Raw genomic sequence first — 23,668 nt, forward strand, 5'->3', positions numbered from 1 at the left:
TATGTTCAAGATAAAATTACTCCCTGTTGCTACCCTGCTGCTGTTCAGCGTCACGTCCTGTAAGGATTACCTGGAAGAAGAACTGGTCGGCACGCTCACGTACGATTATTACAACACCGAGCAAGGCCTCGAAGACCTCGTGGAAGGTTCGTACGAAGGCGTGCGCTTCAAGTACCAGTACGAGCAGGCCTACTGCCTCTATAACTTCGGTGTGGACGAGTTTACCAACGCCGACCAGATCAACTTCAACTACTGGAACACGTACGACTCGCGTCTGAACGCCCTGCCGCCCGACGCGTACCTCGCCGATTTGTGGGGCACGTACTACAACAACATCAACCGCTGTAACCTGGGCATCTCGCGCCTGGCCGACTTCGAGGGCGGCATCCAGCTCGCTACGGAAGCGCAGAAAAACCAGCGCATCGGCGAGTTGCGGTTCCTGCGCGGCTTCTACTATTTCGGGCTGGTGCAGCAGTTCGGGGCGGTGCCGCTCACCCTGGAACCCAGCGAAGGCGTGGAACTGGAATTTCCGCGCACGCCGGTGCCCGACGTGTACCGCGCCATCATCAACGACCTGCGTTTTGCGTCCGAGCACCTGTCGGTGAACGAACCCGACGGCCAGTTCGGGCGGGCGACCAAAGGGGCCGCCGACCATTTTCTGGCGAAAGTTTACCTGACGCGCGGCAGTGCCGTGACGCAAGACCGGGGACAGCAGGCCACCGACATGGACAGCGCTGCCTACTACGCCGATCAGGTGATCAACTCGGGCAAGTACGCGCTTCTGCCCGATTACGGCACGCTGTGGGACCTGTCCAGCTATTCGGCCAACGTGGCGGCCCAAACCAGCAGCGAGATCATTTTCTCGGCACAATGGAACAACGATCCGCTATTTTCGGGGCGCTTCGGCAACCAGACGCACCTCTACTTCATTATGGCCTACGACCAGTTGCCGGGCATGAACCGGGACATTGAGAACGGGCGTCCGTTCCGCCGGGCGATGATGACCGACTACGCGATGGATATCTACGACCGGAAGAACGACTCGCGGTTCTACAAGAGCCTGATCACGACCTACTACGCCAACGACGGGGGCGACGAGTCGATTCCGAAGTGGACCGCCCTGACCGCGCCTGACCCGTCGCTGATCGGGCAGCCCAAGTTTGCCCAGGGCGACACCGCCGTGCGAATCATCGTCAACGACGAAGCCACCGACCTGACGGCCGCCGACCTGGCAAAAATGCCGTACTCGGTGTTTGCGCGGTATTACCGGGACAGCACCGGGACGCTGGTATCGGATTTTTCGCCGACCGGTACGCTGGCACAGCGGAAGTTTTTCCCCACCCTGAAGAAGTACGTGGACCCGTTCCGTGCCACCATCTCGCAGCAGCAGGGCACAAAAGACGGCATCCTGGCCCGGTTTGCGGAGACGTATCTGATTGCCGCCGAGGCCTACGGACGGATGGGCAACTACGCGCAGGCCGTGGAATACGTAAACGTGTTGCGGCAGCGGGCGGCCTACAAAGAGGGCGAGCAGAAGCCGCCGCAGTTTTACCTGGAAGAGGGGGGGGATTTATCGGAACTCACGTCGAGCACCGAAGATGCCCTGCTGGTGACGGAAGACAAGTTCATGACCGACGATCCGGCCGAACTGTATCCACCCAACGTCACTTCGACGCAGGATCGGTTCATCCACTTTATGTTGAACGAGCGCACCCGCGAAATGCTCGGGGAACTGCACCGCTGGGAAGACCTGGCCCGCACGGAAACGCTGCTGGTGCGCGCGCCTTACTTTAATCCGGACGCCAGCGGCATCCAGGAGAAACACCGGCTGCGCCCCATCCCGCAGCAGCACATCGAACGGTTGTTCCAGGACGGCAACCCCCTCACCGCCGAAGAGCGGGCGGCCTACCAGAATCCGGGCTATTGAGTTCCGCTGTCGGGCTTTCCGGGGCCGACTCAAGAGGGGGCGAGGGCGCTGCGCTACTCCGTAAATTTCCTCAGCGCTTAGTGAGTTAAGCAACGCGGTCTGTCTAAGTCAAAGGCAGACCGCTTTTCTATTGTATGCATTCCCGATTATTCCTCCTCCGCGTTACGTGTATTGCTTTACTACTCAGCACATTCGGTTGGCTGAGGTGTACCCCGATTGCCTCCGATGAGCCCGAGAATGTGCTTTCCCTGGCGGGAGCGTGGCGCTTCCGGATCGATTCGCTCGACGAAGGAATGGACCGGCAATGGTTCGCCCAAACGCTGCCCGAAACGGTACAACTGCCCGGCTCGATGCAGGAAAACGGCAAAGGCAACGACGTAACCCTGGCGACGCAGTGGACCGGCAGCATCTACGACAGCTCGTGGTACTTCAATCCGCGGATGGAAAAGTACCGCCAGCCCGACTACCTCAAGTTTCCGTTCTGGCTCACGCCCGTCAACTACTACGTGGGGCCGGCGTGGTACCAGAAACAGGTCACCGTGCCGGACCACTGGCAGGGCCAGCACCTTACGCTCCTGCTGGAACGGGCGCACATCGGGACGCACCTCTGGGTCGACAGCACCGACGTCGGCACGCAGAACAGCCTGGTGGCACCGCACGTCTACGACCTCACCGACTACCTGACCCCCGGAACACATACGCTAACGATCCGCGTCGACAACCGGCAAAGCGTGATGAACGTCGGACCCGACTCGCACAGCATCACCGACCACACGCAAGGCAACTGGAACGGACTGGTCGGACGGCTGGAACTCCGGGCTCGCGCGCCCGTCTGGCTCGACAGCCTCCAGGTGTATCCGGACCTCACCCACAAAAAAGCCCGCCTGACGCTGAAAATCCGCAACGCAACCGGACAACCCGCTACGGGGACGGTCCGCGTAGTGGCCCAGAGCTTCAACGTGGCGCAGTCGCACACCCCTGATCCGGTAACGGTCGATTTCCAGACGCAGGGCGAAACCACCGACCTGACCCTCGACCTGCCGATGGGCGACAGCCTCCTGACGTGGGACGAATTCAGCCCCGCCCTGTATCGCCTGACGGCCGAATTGACCACCGACGCCGGGCAGCGCGACCAGCAGCAGACCCAGTTCGGAATGCGGGAGTTTACCACGAACGGCACGCGTTTTTACGTGAACGGCCGGGAAACCTTTCTGCGCGGTACGGTCGAAAACGCCACCTTTCCGCTGACCGGTTACGTGCCGATGGACGTGGCGGCGTGGGAGCGGGTGTTCCGGATCTGTAAAGAATACGGTCTCAACCACATGCGCTACCACTCGTACTGTCCGCCCGAAGCTGCGTTTCAGGCCGCCGACCGGGTGGGCATCTACCTGCAGCCCGAAGGGCCGAGCTGGGCCAACCACGGCTCCTCGCTGGGCGACGGTCGCCCGGTCGATCTGTACATTTACGACGAAACCAACCGCATGGGGCAGTGGTACGGCAACTATGCTTCGTTCTGCATGATGGCCTACGGCAACGAGCCGCGCGGCGGGCACCAGGCCGACTACCTCGGCGACTTTGTCGAGTACTGGGAGGCCAAAGACCCGCGCCGGAAATACACCGGAGCTTCGGTCGGGATGAGCTGGCCGCTGGTGCCGCAAAACGAGTTCATGGTGAAGTCGGGGCCGCGTGGCCTGGCGTGGGACCAACGCCCCGAAACCGAGTCGGACTACCGGGAGCGGATTCAGGATTTCGACGTGCCGTACGTGGCGCACGAGATGGGGCAGTACTGCGTCTACCCGAACTTTAAGGAGATGCGCAAGTACACCGGCGTGTACCAACCCAACAACTTCGAGCTGTTTCAGGAAGACCTCGCCGATCACCACATGGCCGACCAGGCCGACGACTTTCTGATGGCCTCCGGCCGCTTGCAGGTGCTGTGCTACAAACACGAAATCGAAAAGTCGCTGCGGACGCCCGGTGCGGCGGGTTTCCAGCTGCTGTCGCTGAATGATTACCCCGGGCAGGGCACCGCGCTGGTGGGCATGCTCGACGTTTTCTGGGACGAGAAAGGCTACTTCGATGCGGAGCAGATGCGACAGTTTTGCAACACCACCGTCCCGCTGATCCGCGTGCCCACGTTTGTCTACCAGAACGACGAAACCCTGACCGCCGCCGTGGAAGTAGCGCATTTCGGTCCCGCCCCGCTCCGGCAGGCCCGCCCCGAATGGCGGTTGCTCGGCGTCGACGGAAGCGTGGTGGCCGGAGGGATACTCAACCAACAGGACATTCCGATCGGGAGCAATACTTCGCTGGGTACGGTCGAGTTTCCGCTTGCTTCTCTGACCGAACCTACGAAACTACATCTAGAAGTGACGCTGGCGGGCACCGCGTTCCAGAACGGCTGGGACTTCTGGGTGTACCCCGCCCAAACGGAAGCCGCCCCGGAAGGGGTGTACATCACGACGCAACTGGACGCCCGCGCCGAACAAATCCTGCAACAGGGCGGCAACGTCTTCCTGGATGCCTCGGGAAAAATCACGAAGGGCAAAGAAGTCGTGCAGCATTTCCGGCCCGTGTTCTGGAACACCTCCTGGTTCAAGATGCGTCCGCCCCACACGCTCGGCATCCTCGTCGATGCCGACCATCCGGCCTTTGCCGCATTCCCGACCGAGGCGCACAGCGATTTGCAGTGGTGGTCGATTCTGGAGCGGCAACAGGTCATGCACCTCGAAGACTTTCCGCCCGACTTCCGGCCGCTCGTGCAGCCCATCGACACGTGGTTCCTGAACCGGCGGCTGGCCTCTGTGCTCGAAGCGCGGGTTGGCGCGGGGAAGTTGCTGATGACCAGCAGCGACCTGACCTCTGACCTGGCCAACCGTCCGGCGGCGCGGCAACTGCGGCAGAGTCTGCTGGCCTACATGGCGAGCGAGGAGTTCTCGCCCCAAGCAACGATTCCGCTGGCCACGATCCGGGCGCTGCTGACCGAGGAGTCGCGCGAGCAGTTCGATCCGTATACCCTGCAAAGCCCCGACGAACTGCAACCGAATCTGCACAAACCCACCAATTAAGATGATGGATGCGCGCTGCCCGCGTGAGGCGACGGGCCAACAGAAGAACGTCTCCCCGGGGAAGACGAACGGCGTGCGCAGGCAACTCTTCGGCTGGATGGGCGGGCTGCTCCTGATGGGGAGCCACGGACTCCATGCCCAAACGCCCCCGGAAGCACCCCTGCAGAGCACGTCTACCTTTACGGAAGCCGTTTTCCCGCTGGTCCACCGGTCGCAGGCCAGTCCGGTGTGGTGGGATGCGCAGGACGCCCCCGTCGTCGGGATTGCCGCACATGCCCTCGCCGACGACATCACGCGCCTCACCGGCCAGACGCCCGCCTTCGACAGCGTCGGCCGTGGCACGACCGACGCTCGCTTTCCGGTCATTGTCGGAACCCTGGGATCGTCTGCACTCATCAACCGACTTGTTGATCACCAGAAGCTCAACCTCACCCGAATCGCAGGACAATGGGAAAGTTACGTGCTGGCGGTGGTGCAGGAACCGATGGCCGGGGTCGAGAAAGCGCTGGTGATTGCCGGTAGCGACCCCAGGGGCACGGCCTTTGGCGTATTTGAAGTGAGTCGGCGGCTGGGCGTTTCTCCCTGGTACTGGTGGGCCGACGTCACCCCCCGGCCGCAGACGAACCTTTACCTGACTCCGGGGACGCTCACACAGGGACCTCCGTCTGTGAAATACCGGGGCATTTTTCTAAACGACGAAGACTGGGGACTACAGCCCTGGGCGGCGCAGACGTACGAGCCGGAGACCGGTGACATCGGTCCCAAGACCTACGCCCGGATGTTCGAACTCCTGCTCCGGTTGAAAGCCAACTTCCTCTGGCCCGCCATGCACCCGAGCACCCGCGCATTTTTTCATTACCCGGGCAATCCGCAAACCGCCGCTGCCTACGCCATCGTGGTGGGTACTTCGCACGCCGAGCCGATGCTACGCAACAACGTTGACGAGTGGGAGGAAGCCACGCGGGGACCGTTCGATTACGTGCGTAACCCCCAGGCCGTTCACGACTACTGGGAGGCACGGGTGCGGGAAGCAAGTGGTCAGGAAGCGGTCTATACAGTGGGGATGCGGGGCGTCCACGACAGTGGGATGCAGGGCGTACACAATGCTTCGGAGGCGGCGGCGTTGCTGGAAACCATCATCGCCGATCAGCGGGCCATGCTGCAGACGCACGTGGATTCGAACCTACAACAAGTGCCACAAGCCTTTACCCCGTACAAAGAGGTGCTGGACATCTACGACCAGGGACTGTCGGTGCCGGAGGACATTACGCTGGTCTGGCCGGACGACAATTACGGCTACATCCATCGGTTGAGCGACCCGGACGAACGCACCCGCTCCGGGGGTTCCGGCGTCTACTACCATGCGTCTTACTGGGGGCGGCCCCACGATTACCTCTGGCTGAGTTCGACCCATCCGGCCCTGATCCGGGAGGAAATGACCAAGGCCTACACGTTGGGTGCGGAGCGGATCTGGGTGCTGAACGTGGGCGACCTTAAACCGCTGGAATACACCATAAGTTTGTTTCTGGACATGGCCTACGAGGTCCGGCCTTTCCTGGAAAAGACCGACATGAAGGGGCATCTGGAAGCGTGGGCGACGGAATTGTTCGGCACGGAACAGGGGCCTCCGGTGGCGAACGCACTGTGGGACTATTACGATCTGGCGTTTGAGCGCCGACCGGAATTTATGGGGTGGAGCCGTACCGAGCCTACCACCGCAACGCAACTCACCGCGTACAACCATTTCCGCTACGGCGACGAAGCCCAGCGGCGGCTGGATCGGTACGATGCGCTCGTGCAGCGCGTAACACGTCTGCGTGCAGCAACACCGCCCGACCGGAAAGACGCGTTTTACGAGCTGGTCTACTATCCGGTGGTGTGCGCGGCGCTGATGAACCAGAAGTTTCTGTACCGCGACAAGGCCCATTGGTACGCCCGGCAGCACCGCCTGAGCGCGCACAACTACGCCCAACGGTCGCAGCGGGCGTATGAGGCCATCGTGCGGGAGACAGCGTACTACAATCACGAGCTGGCTGGGGGCAAGTGGCGCGGCATGATGTCGATGGAACCGCGGAAACTGCCCGTGTACCAGGCGCCGGTGTTGCCGGAACTCGTGCCGGAGCACGGGGGACGCTGGGCGGTAGTGCCGGAAGGCGATTCTGTCCAAAGTGCGACAGACCTGTCGCTTCCGACGTTTACCCCCTGGGGACAGCACGCCTACTTCGTGGACCTGTTTCTGACCCACAAGTCGACCGTAGCCTGGAAGGCCTCTGCCTCCGCGGCATGGCTACAGCTTTCGGAACGGAAAGGCGTCCTAACGAGCGACTCGGGGCGCACCGAGACAAGGCTCTGGGTCAGTGTCGACTGGAATAGCGTACGCGCCGATACGGTGACTGGTACGCTGCTGTTGAAAGGGAAGAACAAGCGGGTGCGGGTGGCGGTCCGTGCCTGTCGTCCACGTCTTCCCGCGGGCTACGAAGGCTTTGTGGAGAGCAACGGCTACGTCTCGCTGTTTGCTGAGCATTTCCAGCGCAGTTCCTCCACGCAAACCTGGCAGCGACTCGACGGGCTGGGGCACACCGGAGCGTCCGTACAGGCCCTGCCGCTGACCGCCTCCGCTCCTGCCGAGGTGACCGAGGCGGACTGGCTGGCGTACGACTTTTACACGTTTACCGCCGCGGCGCCCGACTTTCACTTCTACACCCTGCCTACCCATCCGGTCACGCACGACGACAGCCTGCGGTTTGGCGTCTCCATCGACGACGGTCCCGTCCAGGTGGTCAATTTTCAGACCTTCGGGCGTAGCGAGACCTGGAAAGAAAACGTTCTCCGCAACAGTGCGGTGAGTAACATGAAGGGCCCTCCATTAGCCCCGGGGCCGCACACGCTGAAAATCTACCGGATCGATCCCGGCGTCATCCTGGACAGGATGGTCATCGACCTGCGCAAGGTTCCTCCGGCGTATTCGCCCGTTCCCGAAACCAGCTTGCGGGCTGAAGGTGATGCTTCCGGTTTGCGCAAGTAAGTACCATGATTAGCTATGTAGGCAGTTGAGCCAAAAAAGATGAAGATTGTGAGAATAACCAAAATCGTGTTGTCCCTGCTGATGCTTGTGAGCGGGGTGGCCTGTCAGAAGGAAAAAGGCAAGCTTACCGTTGCGGCATTACACGTAGAAGCCCCGTTTGCGATGCCAGCGATCCAAGTGCCCGATTTTTCCCGTTGTGAAACGTTGCGGATTACGGACTACGGCGCAACGCCGGGCGATCAGCAGAAAACCTCCCGGGCGATTGCCCAGGCCATTGAAGCGGCGCACCAGCGGGGTGGGGGAACGGTGGTGGTGCCGGCTGGCGAGTGGCCCACGGGCGCAATTCACCTGAAAAGTCACGTGAACCTGCACCTGGAAAAGGATGCCGTGCTGCGCTTTTCCGACCAGCCCGCTGACTACCTGCCGCCCGTCATGACGACCTGGGAAGGCATGGAGTGCTACAACTACTCTCCGCTGATTTACGCGTTCGAGTGCCAGAACGTCGCCATCACCGGGGAGGGGGAACTCAACGCCAAAATGGACGTGTGGGAGCGGTGGTTTGCCCGTCCGCCCGCGCATATGGCGGAACTGAAACGCCTCTACTACCTGTCCGCGGAAGACCGCCCGGTGGAAGAGCGGCAGATGGTGAACGACAGCGCCCATTTTCGTCCCCACTTTCTGCAGTTCAACCGGTGCGAAAATGTGCTGCTGGAAGGCGTCACCATCACCAACAGTCCTTTCTGGACCATCCATCCCTACCTGTGTACGAACGTGGTGATCCGCAACGTGCGGGTCTTCGCCCACGGCCATAACAACGACGGCGTGGACCCGGAGATGAGCCAACAGGTGCTGATCGAAGATTGCGTATTCGACCAGGGCGACGACGCCATCGCCATCAAATCGGGCCGGAACCAGGACGCCTGGCGTCTGAATACCCCCACCAAAAACGTGATCGTCCGGAACTGTTTGGTGAAAAACGGGCACCAACTGGTGGCCCTGGGCAGTGAATTGTCCGGCGGCATCGAAAACGTACTGGTCGACAGCTGTCGCGTCCTCGACGGAGCCAAGCTCAACCACCTCCTGTTCATCAAAACCAACGAACGCCGGGGCGGCTACGTCAAAAACATCCACGTACGGAACGTCACGGCCGGTAAAATCGACCAGGGCATCCTGGGCATCGAAACGGACGTGCTTTACCAGTGGCGCGACCTGGTGCCGACCCTGGAGCGGCGGCTCACCCCGATCAGCGAAGTCTACCTGACGAACGTGAAGGCGGCCGACGTGCAGTTCATTTCCCGCATGCAGGGGCAAGCGGAGCTGCCGATCGATCGCATCCGGCTGGACCACGTCACCGCCGACACGCTCCGGAAAGAAGCCCACCTGCACGAAAACGTGACTAACTTTCACACGCAGAACTAAGCCCTCCGCTATGGATTTACGGACACCACCTCTCTTTTTTCTCCTGCTTTGGTTTGGACTTTCGCAGTGCACCACAAAGACGGCTTCGGACCAGGCAGCCGCACCCGATAGCACTGTCGCCTTTACCCAGTCCTTGCGGCCCGCCTGGGCAGATTCGGTGGGGGCCACCGCCTTCCCCGAAGGCACGGCGGAGTTCTCGGTGAACGACTACGGCGCCCGGGCCGACGGAACAACGCTGACGACCGAAGCCATCCAACGCGCCATCGACGCCTGCGCCGAACAGGGGGGCGGGCTGGTGACGTTTCGGCCGGGGCAGTACCTGACCGGTTCGCTCTTTCTGAAACAAGGCGTTCATCTGCGGCTCGACCGGGGCGTTACGTTGCTCGGCAGCCAGAACATTGCAGATTACCCCGAGATCGACACGCGGGTGGCTGGGCTGGAAATGCGCTGGCCCGCCGCGCTTCTCAACGTCCTTGACCAGACCCATGTCGCCATTACCGGCGACGGGACCGTGCACGCCCAGGGCAAGCCGTTCTGGGACTACTACTGGAACTTGCGGCGGGAATACGAGGCGAAGGGGCTCCGCTGGATCGTCGACTACGACGCGAAGCGGCCGCGTACGCTGCTGGTGTCCAACGCCTCGGACGTGACGTTGCGCGGGCTGACCCTCCAACAGGCGGGCTTCTGGACGGTCCATGTTCTCTATTCCGACCACGTGACGGTCGACGGGCTGGTGATTCGCAACAACGTCGACGGCCACGGCCCCAGCACCGACGGCATCGACATCGATTCGTCCCGGTGGATTCTGGTCGAAAACTGCGACATCGACTGCAACGACGACAACTTCTGCCTGAAGGCGGGCCGCGACTGGGACGGACTCCGCGTCAATCGCCCGACCGAGTACGTGGTCATCCGTTACTGCCTGTCGCGAAAGGGGGGCGGGTTGATCACCTTCGGCAGCGAAACGTCGGGGGGCATCCGGCACGTGCTGGCCCACGATCTGCAAGCCAAGGGGACCGGCATCGGCCTGCGGTTCAAGTCGGCGATGACGCGGGGTGGCACCGTCGAAGACGTTCACTTGCAACGCATTACGATGGATAGCGTCGGGACTGTATTGGAAGCAACCGTCAACTGGAATCCGTCCTACAGCTACTCCACGTTGCCCGAGGGCTACACCTACGAAACCCTGCCGCCCCACTGGAAGGCCATGCTGACGCCCGTCGAGCCTGCCGAGCGCGGCATTCCGCAGTTTCGGGACGTGTTTGTGTCGGACGTAGAAGCCTCGTACGCCGACAAGGCCCTGGTCGCCATCGGCGCTGAAGCCACCCGGCTGGAAAACTTCCACCTGTGGAACCTGAACATCCGCGCCGAAGAGGCCGGTACGATCGACTATGCCACCGGATGGACCTTTCGGAACGTTGCCATTCGTACCGAGGAGGGCGACTCGCTCGTCGTCGACCACAGCGAAGCCATGGCGTGGTAAGCGCTTCGCAGACAGGCACTTTTCGCAGCGAAGGCAGGTGGCACCGCTTCTCAAAACGAAGCCGAGGGATGATCGTATGCTTACGTTTAAGGAAAATATAATCCTGTTAAAAGCATTTTCGTGTAGGTTGAAAGGATTTAGGAGGTAGGGTGTCGGGGAGTTTCTTACCTTAAGAAGACTTCCGGATTCGGGGTGGCCGACGCCGTCGTGTTCGTCTGAACCCAGCGCGCCGACCGCCCTCACGCCTTTGGTATTTTCGTTTGCTTCGCGCAATTCCCTTACTATTCCTCATACCTATGGTCCGTACAACACTCCTTTCTCTTGGATGCCTGGCCCTGTCTTTCTCCGCATCCGCCACCATTCTTCGGGTCAACAACACGCCCGGCAATTCTGCGCCCTACCAGGATCTGATCACCGCCCATGCTGCCGCCGCTACCGGGGACACGCTCTACATCGAGGGGTCCAACACGCCCTACGGTAGCCTCGACATCACCAAGCGGCTGGTCATTATCGGTCCCGGCTACTACCTGACGGAAAATCCCGCGACACCGGCCAGCCTGCCGGCAGAAGTCAACCGACTGAACCTGAACCGCACCAGCGACAGTGATCCGCTGTCGGGCGCGGCCGGAACGCAGATCATGGGGCTCTCGTTCACCGAAAACAGCAATGCGGCCGAGGTCAACGTGCACGTGAGCAATGTCTTTATCTCTAAAAACCTGTTTATCAACCCGGTCTATCTCGGCTCCAACGACATTGCGGGCGTACAGGTCTTTCAAAACTTTTTCCGGTTTGACGGACTGGGCTACAACGCCAACTCGAATCCGGGCTTCGTAGAGATTGGGTTTTACAACAACATCGTGGAGCGGAACCTGAGCCTGCCCGCCAATTCGACCGGCGCGATTGTACACAACCTGATCGCCGGGCGATTGCTGGCCAACGCGTTCAACGGCGAAATCCGCAGCAACCTGTTTACGTCGCCTACCGACAACTTCAGTTATTCCACGGCCGGCGTGGGGCAGATTTCGCACAACACGGCCGCCGCCGGGCAACTGGGCGCCGACAACAACAACAACGTTGCGGCAGCCAGCACCCTTTTTGTGGGGACTGGCAGCACCGACGGCAAGTACCGACTGCGCAACGACGCCACCGCTGCGAAGAACAACGCCCACGACGGCACCGACCGCGGACCCTTCGGTGGACCCATGCCGTACGTCCTGTCGGGGCAGAGCGATATTCCGGTGATCATCTACCTGGAGGTGCCGCCGTCGGTCACACCCTCCGCCCCGTTCGAGGTGACGATCCGTGCCGTTTCCCGCGACTAACCCGAAGGCGACGAACTGATGAAACCTCTACTTCTGATCGTAGGCATGCTGTGGGCGGGAAATCTCATGGCGCAAGCCCGCATTGTACGGGCCGAGTGGTTTATCGGTGCCGATCCCGGCGTGGGGCAGGCGACCCCGTTTGCCGCGATTACGGCCGATACCCTGGTGCAGCTTGAGACCGCTTTGGCCGTCGATACCTACATGCCCGGTGTGTACCGCTGGCACGCACGCGTGCAGGACGACAGCAGCCGCTGGTCACACACCTTTTCGCGTTCCTTTCTGATTACGCACGAACCCGTGACGGCCCCGGTGACGACCCTGGAGTGGTTCTGGGACGAAGATCCCGGAATCGGACAAGCCACGACAGTTCCCGGAATTTCCGGCGATTCGGTTGCGGTGTCCTGGATGATCGACGTGCATGCGCTGACGCCCGGCGTGCATGCGTTGTACACGCGGGTACGAAACGCCTCGGGTACCTGGAGCCACACCTACCGGCGCTCGACCCTGGTGCGGGCGGAGCCTCAGGCTCCCATCGCGCAGATCAATTATACGTACGCGACCGAGGAAGACACCCTTGCGTATACGTACACCTTTGCGGAGCCCCGGCATTATGTGGACCTGAATTTCGAACCGGAAACCACCCAGCTGGTGGATGCCGTCTACCGGATGTGTTTCACCGCCGTGCGGACCGACGGCGTGGCTAGTGCGCCGGAGTGCCGCACCTTCGAGTTTAACGATACGGCCACGGGTCTGGCCGCTCTGTCGGCCTCGGCCTTGCACGTGTATCCGAATCCGAGCGACGGCACCTTCCGCCTGGAGTTGCCCGAGGGGCGCACCCAAACCACGTACCTGACGTTGCTGAACGCTCAGGGCGGCGAAGTCTACCGCCGGGAAGTTGCGCCGCAGGCCGACGCGACCGTGGCGCTCGACTTTCGTACCGAACGTGCCGGTGTTTACCTGCTGGTGCTGGAAACAGGGGCCTCGCTGCGCGTCCAGCGACTCGTGATTCAATAAACCCTGTCCAGCGGCTTCTGCCCGGTCAGAAGCATGAGATCGGGTTGGTAAACCCGGCGGTTTTGCGGAAACTTGGGGCATGGCACGTCCTCTTGCGCCCTCCATTGTGGTGGTCGGCAGTTCCAACACCGACATGGTTGTGAAGGCGACTCGGTTGCCTGCACCCGGCGAAACCGTGGTGGGCGGTACGTTTTTGATGAACCCGGGCGGGAAAGGCGCGAACCAGGCGGTGGCCGCCGCGCGACTGGGCGGTGCCGTAACGTTCGTGGCCAAGGTAGGCGACGACGTGTTCGGGCAGCAGGCCCGGGAAGGGTTCCGGCAGGAAGGACTCGACACGTCGTGGGTCCTGACGGATGCCGAACATCCCTCCGGCGTCGCGCTGATCACCGTCGATGAACACGGAGAAAATTGCATCGTGGTCGCGCCCGGCGCCAACGGCACGCTGACCCCGGACGAGTTGCAACGTGCCCAATCCAGCATCGCGCAGGCAGCGCTGGTGTTGGTACAACTGGAAATTCCCCTCGAAACCGTGGCACGAGCCGTAGCCCTGGCGCAGGCGCATGGCGTGCGCGTCGTGCTCAATCCGGCCCCCGCCCGCACCCTTCCCGACGAACTGTTGCGGCACGTTTCCGTGATCACCCCCAACCAGACCGAGGCCAGCAGGCTGACCGGCATCACGGTGCACGACGACACTACGGCCGAATGGGCCGCGCGGGCGTTACATGCCAAAGGCATCGGCACCGTCATCTTGACGCTGGGCGCACAGGGTGCACTGGTACACCACGAGGGACAGACGTGGCGCGTCGCCGCACCGCCCGTCGAAGCCGTCGACACCACCGCCGCGGGCGACGTGTTCAATGGTGCGCTCGTGGTAGGGCTGGCCGAAGGAAGGCCCCTGCGCGATGCGGTGGATTTTGCCTGCCGGGCAGCGGCGGTGTCGGTGACCCGCATGGGCGCACAGGCCTCGGCCCCCCGGCGTGCTGAAGTAGACGCGTTGCAGTCGTGAACTTGACCTTGCTAGTCCTGCTGCGCTTGTAGGAGGGAGCCTGTCCAGCAGTCTTGCCTGCGTGGCGACCGGAACGATGGGGATTCCCTGTAGCCCACGGTGCGAATAATACTGATTTTTCAGTATTGAGCTTCTCAGTTGGTTTGCGTTTCTTTAAGGCCTCTTGCACTTCGGCACTCGTACCGCGTCGCTCTTCTGCCTGTGCATCCGCACGACGCTGGCGCACCTTCGTATCCCACATTCCGCTTTCCTTCATTTCTTACCCCATCGTACCATGCTTTCTGTTGTATCGGCTTTGGAGAGCCTCGATAAATTCGTAGGCGTCGCGAAAGAGTTAGCCCGCCTGCCTGCCCTGCTGTTGCCCCAGTACCGGGAGGCCGCTCAGGATCTGTACGAAATCTGCCAGCGGCTGCTGGCGGCCAACGAAAATCTGTCGCGCTGGCTCTACCGGTTTCTGTACTTCGACTTCCGTCATCCGGACGCCCGTACCCGTTTTCTGACGCTGGTGCAGGAATACCGCACCATGAAACACGGTCCCGATTTTCAGAAGCTGAAGTTCAGTTGCGGCGATATCGGGGCGATTTACTACCGCAACATCAGCGCCAAGCTGGGCAACTGGTTCACACGCAAGACCAGGCGCGAAGAGGTCGAAGGGATCTTCCAGATGCTGACCAACGCCGACAACGACATGGTGGCTTTTACCTACGATCAGGTGATTGCGTGCCTCGACAAACTGCTCGGGGAGGCCGAAGCGCACATGGACACGGGGCGGGAAGAGGAGGCGGAAGCCGTCCGGCTGAAGGGCAAGGCCGAGCTACGCGCAGTGACGGAACGGCTGGAAAAATTCAGCGGCGAACTGGCCGATCTGGTCGTTTCGTTTGCCGCCATTGCGCAGGTGCCCGTCACGCTGGGCGGTTAGGCCACTAGAGCGAGTGGCGCCGGATGAGGGTATACGGGTTCTGAATTTTGTGCTGGCTTTTGTCCAGGATGAGTTCGGCCGCGATTTTGCCCATCCGCTCGTGGTCGGTCGAGATGACGGTGATGCCGTTGACCAGGATTTTTTTGAGCGGCGTGTCGTTGAAGGCGATGATCCCCACGTCCCGACCCAGTTCCAGGTGCTGCGTGCGGCTCTGGATGATGACGTTGGCCAGGTCCGATTCCTCAATCACGCAATACACCTCGCCTTTCGCCAGCGGCATGCCTTCTTCAAACTCGGTGATGACCTCGTGGTCGAAGCCCTTGTCCCGGCAAAAATCCTGGAAACCTTCCACCAGTTCGGGGGGGTACGGGATGTTCTCCGGGAACACCATCACCAGTTTGCGGTAGCGGCTCAGCAGGTCCTGCCCCGAGGCCAGCGCGTCGTACAGGTCGCTGGCAAAATCCTGGAACACCGACGCATAGCCGGGTTTAAGGCCTTCGATGTCTTTGTCGAGCAACAGCAGCTGGTGGGGCGGAATTTTGCGCAGAATCTCCAGCGCCTTGGGCATGTCGTCGTAGAAAAACGGCATAACCACAAAGTAGCCGTAGTTGCCCAGGTTGCCCTCGATGAAGCTGTGCAGCAGGTCGGCGTTGTGGTGATGGATGCGCAGGTCGATGGTGACCTCTGGCCCCATCGCCTGTTTAAAACCGTTGTAGACGCTCTTTTTGTACGCGCTGATCTTGTTGAAAATCATCAGGATTTTGAGCGACGTGTCGGTTTGCGTGCTGCACACGTAGTAGCCTTTCCCCCGTACCGATTTGATGATGCCCCGGCTCCGCAGTTCTTTGTACGCCTTCTCGACCGTGTCGCGCGCCAGCATGTACTCCATGCTCATCTCGTTGATGGACGGAATGCGCTGCCCCTGTTGCAACACGCCCGTTTCGACGTCCTGCAGAATCGAGTCGATGATCTGTCGGTACTTCGGAACGGTAGAGTCTTCGTCGAGTGAGTTGAGCGGAAAGAAACGGTTCATGCGAGCGGAAAGCTTGGGTGGATGACAAAAACGGGGGCATCATGCCTTGTGGCGTGCCTGCCGGTAGCGGGCGGGCGGGGTGGTGTGCAATCGGTTGTTCATGCAAAAAGAAGGGCTGCCCGGAAATTCATACTGACTTCCCTGGAAATAGTGCCGGCATCTTTGCGCCTGTCAGATGGAGAAACCTGAGTCTCAGCAACTTGTTTCGAGACGAAACGACTACTTGCGGGGACGCCACGCCACCTCTTCGGCCTGCAACTCCTGTGCGACTTTCCGGCCCAGTACGAAAAAGTAGTCGGAGAGGCGGTTCAGGTAGGTGATGATCAGATCGGCCACGGTGTGGTGCATCTTCAACGCCACCACCCGCCGTTCGGCGCGGCGACAGACGGTCCGGGCCAGATGGCAGTGCGACACGAGCGGATGGCCGCCCGGCAGAATAAAGGCCCGCAGCTCCGGGAGTTGGGCATCCATCGCGTCCATCGCTTCTTCCAGCCGGGTCACGTCTTCGGCGTGCAGATCGGGGATGGAGGCGTTGGGCGAGGCAATGGCAGCGAGGGTCGAACCAATGGTGAACAGCCGGTCCTGAATTTCGCGCAGCAGCGTTCGTGTGGCTTCGTCGGTCAGTTGATCGCGCAGCAGCCCGACCCAGGCGTTGAGTTCGTCGACCGTCCCGTAGGCCTCAATCACCAGATCCGCCTTGGAGGCCTGGGTGCCTCCCAGTAAGGACGTAAAACCTTGGTCGCCTTTGCGGGTGTAAATTTTCATGAATGCAGGGAACAGATGGATTTCCGTCCGCAAGTTACGGGTTCCGGGGCAGTTGCGTGGGAAAGGGGATCGGTGGCGAACGTTGTACCGGTGGGAGGTAGGAGTTCAGAGCTGAGAAGGAACGATTGCGGTGGTCGAAGAAGCTTCTTCACACCTCAAACTTCGCTGACCATACCTCTTACCAACTACCAACTACCCATTTCATCCCTGCACCGAACGGATGTGTTCGTTGAGGCGATCGGTTTCGATGAGGCCGTCGCGCAGGCGCACCACGCGGTGGGCGTATTCGGCGATGTCCTCTTCGTGCGTCACCATGATGATCGTATTGCCCTGGCTGTAGAGTTTTTCGAACAGGTCCATGATGTCGTACGACGTCTTGGTGTCGAGGTTCCCGGTCGGTTCATCAGCCAGAATGATGCTGGGGTCGTTCACCAGCGCCCGTGCAATGGCGACCCGCTGGCGCTGTCCGCCCGACAGTTCGTTGGGCTTGTGGTGCGCCCGGTCGCCGAGGCCGACGCTGGTCAGGGCCTGCATGGCGCGTTCGGTGCGGTCGGCCTTGTTGTATCCGGCGTAGATGAGCGGCAGGGCCACGTTTTCGAGCGAGGTAGAGCGGGGCAGGAGGTTGAACGTCTGGAACACGAACCCGATTTCCTTGTTGCGGATTTCGGCCAGTTCGTTTTCGGTCATGTTGCTTACGTCTTTCCCGTTCAGGATGTACTGCCCGCTGGTGGGGGTATCGAGCGCGCCGACGATGTTCATCAACGTAGATTTCCCGGAACCCGACGGCCCCATAAAGGCGACGTATTCGCCGCGGTTGATCTGGATGGTGATCGACTTCAGCGCGTGGACCACTTCGCTGCCCATGACGTATTTCTTGGAAATTTCGCGGGTTTCGATAACGGTCGGGGAAGAGTTGCGTTGCATAAGCGGAAGAAAGTCAGGTAGGCAAAATACGAAATCCTACCCAGGTTAGGGGGATTTTTACGCGAACGGATGGAATAGGGGATTGGTGGAATCAGGCCTGCATTACGTGCAGGCTACCGCTGCGGTTTGTGTCGCGTACAACCCCGGTGGCGGGGGCGAAAACACATCAAGGATACAGGGTTTCGCCGCGTTCCAGCATGGTCACAAACTGCGCGATGCGCCGTGCGCGGGTCTCGGGTTTGCGGGCCGTTTGTATGCGGTGCAGCACGGCGTATCGGTTCTGGCGGTTGAGTGTCGCGAAAAAAGCTTTGGCCTTCGGGTGGGTCTGGAGCTGGGCCAGAAAGTCGGCCGGAACCGTGGCGGTCCGGTGCGAATCGTAGGCGGCCTCCCACTGGCCGTTCTGTTTCGCCGCTTCGATGGCGGCGAGTCCGGCGGGCTGCATGCGTCCCTGGGCAATCAGGGTCTGTACTTTTTCGCGGTTCACTTTCGACCAGAGGCTGCGGTGGCGCCGGGGCGTGAATTTTTGCACGAACGTGTCGGCATCGTATCGTCTGCGGAGGCCGTCGATCCAGCCGTAACACAGCGCTGCGTCGAGCGCTTCGGGGTAGCTGACCGAGGCGATCGCTGCCCCCTTTTTGGCAATCCGGAGCCAGATGCCGCCCGGCGTTACCGCGTGGTGGGCGTCCAGCCAGGTGGTAAATTCCTGCGGGTTGGCAAACTGCAAAACCGGTGGTTCCTGCGTCGGCATGGGAGCGTTTATTTTAGAAGCCAGAACGGTTCGGAAGCCGGTACGAACTGCACCGGCACTTCGGTCACGAATCCCTGCAGCCAGCGCGTTGCTTCTTCCATCCCGGCCTGTTCGGACGGAATGTGCCCCGGAATGATGAGCGCCTTGTGCAGGCGGGCGGTGACGGCATCGGCCGCGTATTCGATGGTTTCCCATTCGCGGGCTTCACCCATCACCAGTGCTTCCACGTCGTCGCGTTGCAGCAGGTGGCGTTGCGGGGGAAAGCCCGGTGCGCCCGGTGCCAGGGCCACGCGGGTAAGCGGCATGTCGGGGTCGCCCAGCACCCGCATGGCTTTGACGTGCAGGCGCTCTTCGACGGTTTGGGCCAGTTGGCGCACCGTGGTTTTCGGCAGCACAAACAGGTGCGGATCGTCGGGTTGCTGATACGCCTCCCACCCCAGGGCTTTTACCATGCCTACCATAATGCCGTCGGGCCTCCGCCGGTGCCAGTAGTCGTGAAAGCGCCAGACGACCAGATGATGGTCCTGAATAAATTTCTCTTTGGCCGCCAGCACCGGATCGTTTTCAGCGCGAAGGGGTTCCGTCGGGTCGAGGTGATCGTAAAACGTCGGCTCGTGGGTGATGATCAGGTTCAGCCCCTGGTCGGCGGCGTGCTGCAGCACCTCCAGCGTCGCCATCATGGTGACCGCCACGCCGGTCACGGGCGTATTCGGGTCGCCGGCCTTGAACGTATCGACCGTAGGTTCTTCCCACGGTACACCCACGTGTTGCTGAATGCGGGCAATGACCTCGCGGGCGGTCAGCGTTTTCTGGGCGCAGGCAGCGAGGTGGAAGCTGGCGAGGAACAGGAGGAATAAAACACAACGCATAAGACGTAGAGTTTGGGAGATGGGAGGGACGCGGCAGGGCACGGGCCACCGCCGTCGGCCTAACTTACGGCAAAAGCAAACGAGGCACAACCAGCGGGTGGTCGTGCCTCGTGCGTATTCGATGGATGATGGGCCGGTTTACCCCGTGGTGCCTAGAGCACTGGACAGGGCGTTGATCGTTGTGAGCAGATCGACGAGGCAATCGGGATTGCGGTCGTCGGGCTTCTCGGCCGACTGGCGCCACGACCGCAGCAGCGCAATCTGCTTGTGGTGCAGGTGCTCGATGATCGTGTTGCGGAGGTACGTAGAGTAATAGTGATTGGTCCGGCGTTCCTCGATGGGACGACCCAGCAGCTCGGCCAGAATGTCGCGTGTCTGCTCAAACTCCTGCAAAAAGAGCGAGAGGAACCGCTCGCGAATCTCTTCTTGCTGCACCAGCGACGCGTACGCTTTCATGATTCCCTCGTCCGTAGCCGAAAGGCTCGTGTCGATGTTGGTCAGCACGTAGCGGATGAACACGTCGTGTTTAACGGCCTTTTTTAGCTCCCCGAAGCCATCGGGATTGGTGTCCTTCAGCTTCTTGAGCGCGTGCCCCACGCCGTACCAGCCGGTCATGTTGTAGCGCGACTGGCTCCAGGAAAATACCCACGGAATGGCCCGCAGGTCGTCGAGCGAGTTGGTGCCGGTCCGGCGCGACGGGCGCGAGCCGATCTTCGACATTTCGAGGGCGTCGATGGGTGTGGCCTGCCGGAAGAAAGGAATGAACCCTTCGCCTTCGATCAGGTTGCGGTAATGCCGCTGGCTTTCGCGCGCCAGGTATTCGACCACATCGCTGAGCGGGTGCGCCTGCTTGGTGGTGAAGCGGTTCAGAATCGTGGTGCTGACTGCCGTTGCGGTGAGCAGCTCCAGGTTGTACGCCGCGTTGATTTTGTTGGCGTACTTCTGTTCGATGGTTTCGCCCTGTTCGGTGAGGCGGATGTTGCCGTCGACGCTGCAATGGGGCAGTGCACGGATGAAGTAATGCGTCGGTCCGGCGCCGCGGCTGATGGAGCCGCCTTTGCCGTGGAAAAACTTGATGGTCACGCCGTGGTCTTCGCCGACCTGTTGCAGGCGCGCCTGGGCTTTGTAAAGGTGCCACTGGCTGGCCAGAATGCCACCGTCTTTGTTGCTGTCGCTGTAGCCGATCATGATCTGCTGCGTAGGCTTGGCGTAGCCGCGCAACTTCTGGATGGCCGCCAGGCTGCGTTTCGTAAACGGATGCGACAGGAAATCGTGCATCACGCCGGGGGCCTCTTCCAGGTCTTCGATGGTTTCGAACAACGGCACCACCGGCAGCGGCAGGTACAGCCCTTCTTCCGTCTCCTGCGTCAATCCCGCTTCGCGGGCCAGCACGTATACGGCCAGCAGGTCGGACAGGCTACGCGTCATGCTGATGATGAGCGCCCCGATGCCCAGCGTGCCGTACTGGCGGGTGTGTTTTTCCAGCACGTGGTAGCAGTCGAGCACGGCCCGTGCGTTGTCGCCTAGCTCTACGTTCCGGTGCGTAAAGGGTCGGTTGTACGCCAGCTCCTCGTTGAAGAAGGCGCGCCGTTGCTGCTCGTTCCACTCCATAAAGTCGCCGGATTCGAGGCGGGCCGCCTTCAAAAGCTGCTGGAGGGCTTTGTCGTGAAACGTGCTGTTCTGGCGGATGTCGAGGTGCGCCAGGTGAAAGCCGAAGCTTTTGACGATGCGGAGGCACTGCACCACGTCGGTATGGGCGACCGACTGCGCCCCGAAGTCGAGCAGCGTCTGGCGCAGCAGCTCCAGGTCGTCGATCAGTTCCTGCGCCAGCTTGTAAGACCCCGCATGCTCCTCCAGTTCGGTGGCGTGTCCGCGCTTCATGTGCAGCGGAAGCTTGTAGAGCATCAGGTTGGTAAACTGCCGGAACGCCTCGGTTTCGTTGCGCCGGAAGGCCTCCTCACCGCGCTCGCCCATCTCTTCGCGCATCGCCTGCATCCGCGCCTGGAACGGCTGCGAAAGCTCTGCGGGCGTTACGGCAAAGCTCAGCCAGCGGACCAGGTTGGTCAGGTGGCGGCGCAGCACCACGAACGCATACAGTCGCAATTGCGCCAGCACTTCGGCCGTGAGCGCCGCCGTTACAAACGGGTGTCCGTCGCGGTCGCCGCCCACCCAGTTGCCGAGGCGAATGGTCGGGTAGGCCTCTTGCTGTGCTAGGGCCTGTGGGTCCAGCCCAACGGCCTCCCAGGCCTGCATCAACCGCTGGTCCACCACGGGCACCACGTCGGGGAAGACGTTGATGAGGTAATGCAGAATGTTGCGGAACTCCGACTGAATGTCGGGTTTGCTCAGGTAAATTTCGCCCGTTTTCCAGAGTCGGTAGAGGTTCAGCTTGATCTCACGACGAATCTGCGCCTGCTCCACTTCGGTGAACATCGTGTTCTCGCGCTGCACCATCAGCAGGTAAAAATCGCGGTGATGTTCCAGCACCGTGGTGCGTTTGGCTTCGGTCGGGTGTGCCGTCAGAACGGGCTCCACTTCCACACCGCGCATGTGCGCCATGATGTCTTCCTGCGAGATGCCCTGATCGAGGAGCAGTTGCAGGTTGTTGGCCCACAGACCGTTCACGCTGCGCATGTCCTCGTTTTCTTTTTCCCGGCGTTGTTGCACGGCCGCGTTGACTTCGGCGGTGTTGACCAACTGGAAAATAATGGAGTACAACTGGATGTGCCGGTTGGTGAAGGCCGCTTCCTGGAAGGGAGGCGTCTCCTGAATCCAGGGAATGTAGCGGGCAATTTCGGCTTCGCCGTTTTCCACCAGCACTTCTTTCAGGGCTTGCAGCAGAAATTCCAGGTCGTGATAAGGCTTACCTAGCTTTTGTTGTAAGAGGGTGAGTTGTTCGCTAATCATCAAGAACGAATGAATGGTACGTGTCGAAGATGGGTGGCAGAAAGCAGGTGTTTGGCTCGAAGCTAACCGAAAAAAAGAGCGCGACCAATAGAGGATTCGGTTCTTTGTCGATTTCGCAAAATAAAAACAAGGTTATAAAGCAGTGTCAATGGCGTCGTCATTTTTACGGTCGCGCTCGGTCGAAACCGACCGGGCCTCGATAAAGATGCGCTGAACGTCAGGGTGTTGTGCGCGGATGTTGCGCTCGATCCGCTCCACGGCCTGTTCCACCTCAGCAGCCGAAAGCCCTTGTTTGAAGTTCACGTCCAGGGCCAGAAATACTTCGTTCGGGCCGAAGTGCATCGTCAGGGGGCGTTTGGCATCGCGGATGGCCGGGTCGGTTTCGGCCAGGGCTTCGATCTGCTTCAGCACCTCCGGGTCGGCTCCTTCGCCGATCAACAGGCCTTTGCTCTCGTACGCCAGCAGCGTGGCGGTGGTCGAAAGAATCACGCCGATGACCAGCGAGGCGGCCCCGTCGAAGTAAGGGTTGTTGAGCTGATGTCCCAGATATACGCCCAGCGCCGCCACCACGAGGCCCAACAGTGCCGCCGAGTCCTCGAAAATCACGGCAAAGTTGGCCGGGTCTTTACTGGCGCGAATCGCCTCCCACACGCCTTTTGTGCCGCGGGTCGCGTTGAACTGCTTCAGGGCCAGGCCCAGCGCAATGCTCTCGAACAGCGCCGCCAGGCCCAGCACCACGTAGTTCCAGGTGGGGTCGGTCAGGGGGCTGGGGTGGCGCAGGTGGGCAATGCCTTCGTAGAACGACATGCCTCCGCCGATGGCGAAGATCAGAATGGCCACGATCAGCGACCAGAAATACAACTCCTTGCCGTAGCCGAAGGGGTGCGATGCGTCCGCGGCCTTCTGGCTTTTCCGGATGCCCAGCAGCAGCAGCAGTCCGTTGCCGGTGTCGACCACCGAGTGAATGCCTTCGGAAATCATGGCCGAACTGCCGGTAAAGTAGGCAGCAACAAATTTGGAGGCGGCAATGGCCAGGTTGGCGCCAATGGCGGCGTAGATCGCGAGTTTAGAGGCGTTTGCAGATGCCAAGAGAAACGTCGTTTGCGTGTGAAGGTTCGGGAAGCGTCCGTCGGCAGCGCAGGCTGGAGGCGACAGGACCAACTCTAGCACAACCTTACGACATCGGACGGAAACTTGTTGGGCAGAAGCCCGGCAAAATAACCCCGGTTATGTAGAAGG

At 61.0% G+C, this 23,668-nt stretch carries 16 protein-coding genes; 9 read left to right on the forward strand and 7 right to left on the reverse strand.

Annotated features, from left to right (window positions below; all coding sequences use genetic code 11):
* Nucleotide 1: 1 nt before the first annotated feature.
* The 9 genes from BLR44_RS24990 (at nucleotide 2) to BLR44_RS25030 (ending at nucleotide 15,183) form a co-directional block, all read left to right on the forward strand.
* Entirely contained in the window at nucleotides 2–1,927 is a 1,926-nt protein-coding gene (locus BLR44_RS24990; protein WP_089687383.1) for a RagB/SusD family nutrient uptake outer membrane protein, read from the forward strand.
* Nucleotides 1,928–2,061: 134 nt separating this feature from the next.
* A complete protein-coding gene (locus tag BLR44_RS24995) occupies nucleotides 2,062–4,995 on the forward strand; it encodes an exo-beta-1,4-galactosidase (protein ID WP_089687385.1) in 2,934 nt (977 codons plus the stop codon).
* 1 nt (nucleotide 4,996) lies between these two features.
* A complete protein-coding gene (locus tag BLR44_RS25000) occupies nucleotides 4,997–8,020 on the forward strand; it encodes a glycosyl hydrolase 115 family protein (RefSeq protein WP_089687388.1) in 3,024 nt (1,007 codons plus the stop codon).
* A 48-nt stretch (nucleotides 8,021–8,068) separates the two neighbouring features.
* Nucleotides 8,069–9,439, forward strand: coding sequence for a glycoside hydrolase family 28 protein (locus BLR44_RS25005; protein WP_245706169.1), 1,371 nt, complete (start codon nucleotides 8,069–8,071; stop codon nucleotides 9,437–9,439).
* 10 nt (nucleotides 9,440–9,449) lie between these two features.
* The gene (locus BLR44_RS25010; RefSeq protein WP_089687393.1) at nucleotides 9,450–10,922 is read left to right on the forward strand and encodes a glycoside hydrolase family 28 protein; all 1,473 of its coding nucleotides are present in this window, start codon (nucleotides 9,450–9,452) and stop codon (nucleotides 10,920–10,922) included.
* 296 nt (nucleotides 10,923–11,218) lie between these two features.
* Nucleotides 11,219–12,244: a hypothetical protein gene (locus tag BLR44_RS25015; RefSeq protein ID WP_089687395.1), complete on the forward strand. Its 1,026-nt coding sequence runs from the start codon at nucleotides 11,219–11,221 to the stop codon at nucleotides 12,242–12,244.
* Nucleotides 12,245–12,262: 18 nt separating this feature from the next.
* A complete protein-coding gene (locus BLR44_RS25020; RefSeq protein WP_089687397.1) occupies nucleotides 12,263–13,258 on the forward strand; it encodes a T9SS type A sorting domain-containing protein in 996 nt (331 codons plus the stop codon).
* A 79-nt stretch (nucleotides 13,259–13,337) separates the two neighbouring features.
* Nucleotides 13,338–14,264, forward strand: coding sequence for a ribokinase (rbsK, locus tag BLR44_RS25025; protein WP_089687399.1), 927 nt, complete (start codon nucleotides 13,338–13,340; stop codon nucleotides 14,262–14,264).
* 274 nt (nucleotides 14,265–14,538) lie between these two features.
* A complete protein-coding gene (locus tag BLR44_RS25030) occupies nucleotides 14,539–15,183 on the forward strand; it encodes a hypothetical protein (protein ID WP_143017468.1) in 645 nt (214 codons plus the stop codon).
* Nucleotides 15,184–15,187: 4 nt separating this feature from the next.
* Here the strand turns inward: BLR44_RS25030 and BLR44_RS25035 are convergent, their stop codons facing one another.
* The 7 genes from BLR44_RS25035 to BLR44_RS25065 form a co-directional block, all read right to left on the reverse strand.
* Nucleotides 15,188–16,216 carry a GntR family transcriptional regulator gene (locus BLR44_RS25035; RefSeq protein ID WP_089687402.1) on the reverse strand — a complete coding sequence of 343 codons (1,029 nt, stop codon included), beginning with the start codon at nucleotides 16,214–16,216 and terminating at the stop codon, nucleotides 15,188–15,190.
* A gap of 219 nt (nucleotides 16,217–16,435) precedes the next feature.
* Nucleotides 16,436–16,981 carry a cob(I)yrinic acid a,c-diamide adenosyltransferase gene (locus tag BLR44_RS25040; RefSeq protein WP_089687404.1) on the reverse strand — a complete coding sequence of 182 codons (546 nt, stop codon included), beginning with the start codon at nucleotides 16,979–16,981 and terminating at the stop codon, nucleotides 16,436–16,438.
* Nucleotides 16,982–17,182: 201 nt separating this feature from the next.
* A complete protein-coding gene (locus tag BLR44_RS25045; RefSeq protein ID WP_089687406.1) occupies nucleotides 17,183–17,905 on the reverse strand; it encodes an ABC transporter ATP-binding protein in 723 nt (240 codons plus the stop codon).
* Between the two features lie 166 nt (nucleotides 17,906–18,071).
* Nucleotides 18,072–18,653, reverse strand: a complete 582-nt coding sequence (locus BLR44_RS25050) for a YdeI/OmpD-associated family protein (RefSeq protein ID WP_089687408.1) — start codon at nucleotides 18,651–18,653, stop codon at nucleotides 18,072–18,074.
* Between the two features lie 8 nt (nucleotides 18,654–18,661).
* Nucleotides 18,662–19,522, reverse strand: a complete 861-nt coding sequence (locus tag BLR44_RS25055; protein WP_089687410.1) for a Nif3-like dinuclear metal center hexameric protein — start codon at nucleotides 19,520–19,522, stop codon at nucleotides 18,662–18,664.
* 138 nt (nucleotides 19,523–19,660) lie between these two features.
* Nucleotides 19,661–22,429, reverse strand: coding sequence for a phosphoenolpyruvate carboxylase (locus BLR44_RS25060; RefSeq protein WP_089687412.1), 2,769 nt, complete (start codon nucleotides 22,427–22,429; stop codon nucleotides 19,661–19,663).
* 132 nt (nucleotides 22,430–22,561) lie between these two features.
* Nucleotides 22,562–23,518: a cation diffusion facilitator family transporter gene (locus tag BLR44_RS25065; protein WP_089687414.1), complete on the reverse strand. Its 957-nt coding sequence runs from the start codon at nucleotides 23,516–23,518 to the stop codon at nucleotides 22,562–22,564.
* Nucleotides 23,519–23,668 lie beyond the last annotated feature (150 nt).

The sequence above is a fragment of the Catalinimonas alkaloidigena genome, assembly GCF_900100765.1.
Taxonomy (GTDB): Bacteria; Bacteroidota; Bacteroidia; order Cytophagales; family Flexibacteraceae; genus Mooreia; species Mooreia alkaloidigena.

Bases quoted from the DNA above. Each gene is read 5' to 3' on its own strand.
- BLR44_RS24990 (WP_089687383.1), top strand. From the start codon at position 2: ATGTTCAAGATAAAATTACTCCCTGTTGCTACCCTGCTGCTGTTCAGC.
- BLR44_RS24995 (WP_089687385.1), top strand. From the start codon at position 2,062: ATGCATTCCCGATTATTCCTCCTCCGCGTTACGTGTATTGCTTTACTA.
- BLR44_RS25000 (WP_089687388.1), top strand. From the start codon at position 4,997: ATGATGGATGCGCGCTGCCCGCGTGAGGCGACGGGCCAACAGAAGAAC.
- BLR44_RS25010 (WP_089687393.1), top strand. From the start codon at position 9,450: ATGGATTTACGGACACCACCTCTCTTTTTTCTCCTGCTTTGGTTTGGA.
- BLR44_RS25015 (WP_089687395.1), top strand. From the start codon at position 11,219: ATGGTCCGTACAACACTCCTTTCTCTTGGATGCCTGGCCCTGTCTTTC.
- BLR44_RS25020 (WP_089687397.1), top strand. From the start codon at position 12,263: ATGAAACCTCTACTTCTGATCGTAGGCATGCTGTGGGCGGGAAATCTC.
- rbsK (WP_089687399.1), top strand. From the start codon at position 13,338: ATGGCACGTCCTCTTGCGCCCTCCATTGTGGTGGTCGGCAGTTCCAAC.
- BLR44_RS25030 (WP_143017468.1), top strand. From the start codon at position 14,539: ATGCTTTCTGTTGTATCGGCTTTGGAGAGCCTCGATAAATTCGTAGGC.
- BLR44_RS25035 (WP_089687402.1), bottom strand. From the start codon at position 16,216: ATGAACCGTTTCTTTCCGCTCAACTCACTCGACGAAGACTCTACCGTT.
- BLR44_RS25040 (WP_089687404.1), bottom strand. From the start codon at position 16,981: ATGAAAATTTACACCCGCAAAGGCGACCAAGGTTTTACGTCCTTACTG.
- BLR44_RS25045 (WP_089687406.1), bottom strand. From the start codon at position 17,905: ATGCAACGCAACTCTTCCCCGACCGTTATCGAAACCCGCGAAATTTCC.
- BLR44_RS25050 (WP_089687408.1), bottom strand. From the start codon at position 18,653: ATGCCGACGCAGGAACCACCGGTTTTGCAGTTTGCCAACCCGCAGGAA.
- BLR44_RS25055 (WP_089687410.1), bottom strand. From the start codon at position 19,522: ATGCGTTGTGTTTTATTCCTCCTGTTCCTCGCCAGCTTCCACCTCGCT.
- BLR44_RS25060 (WP_089687412.1), bottom strand. From the start codon at position 22,429: ATGATTAGCGAACAACTCACCCTCTTACAACAAAAGCTAGGTAAGCCT.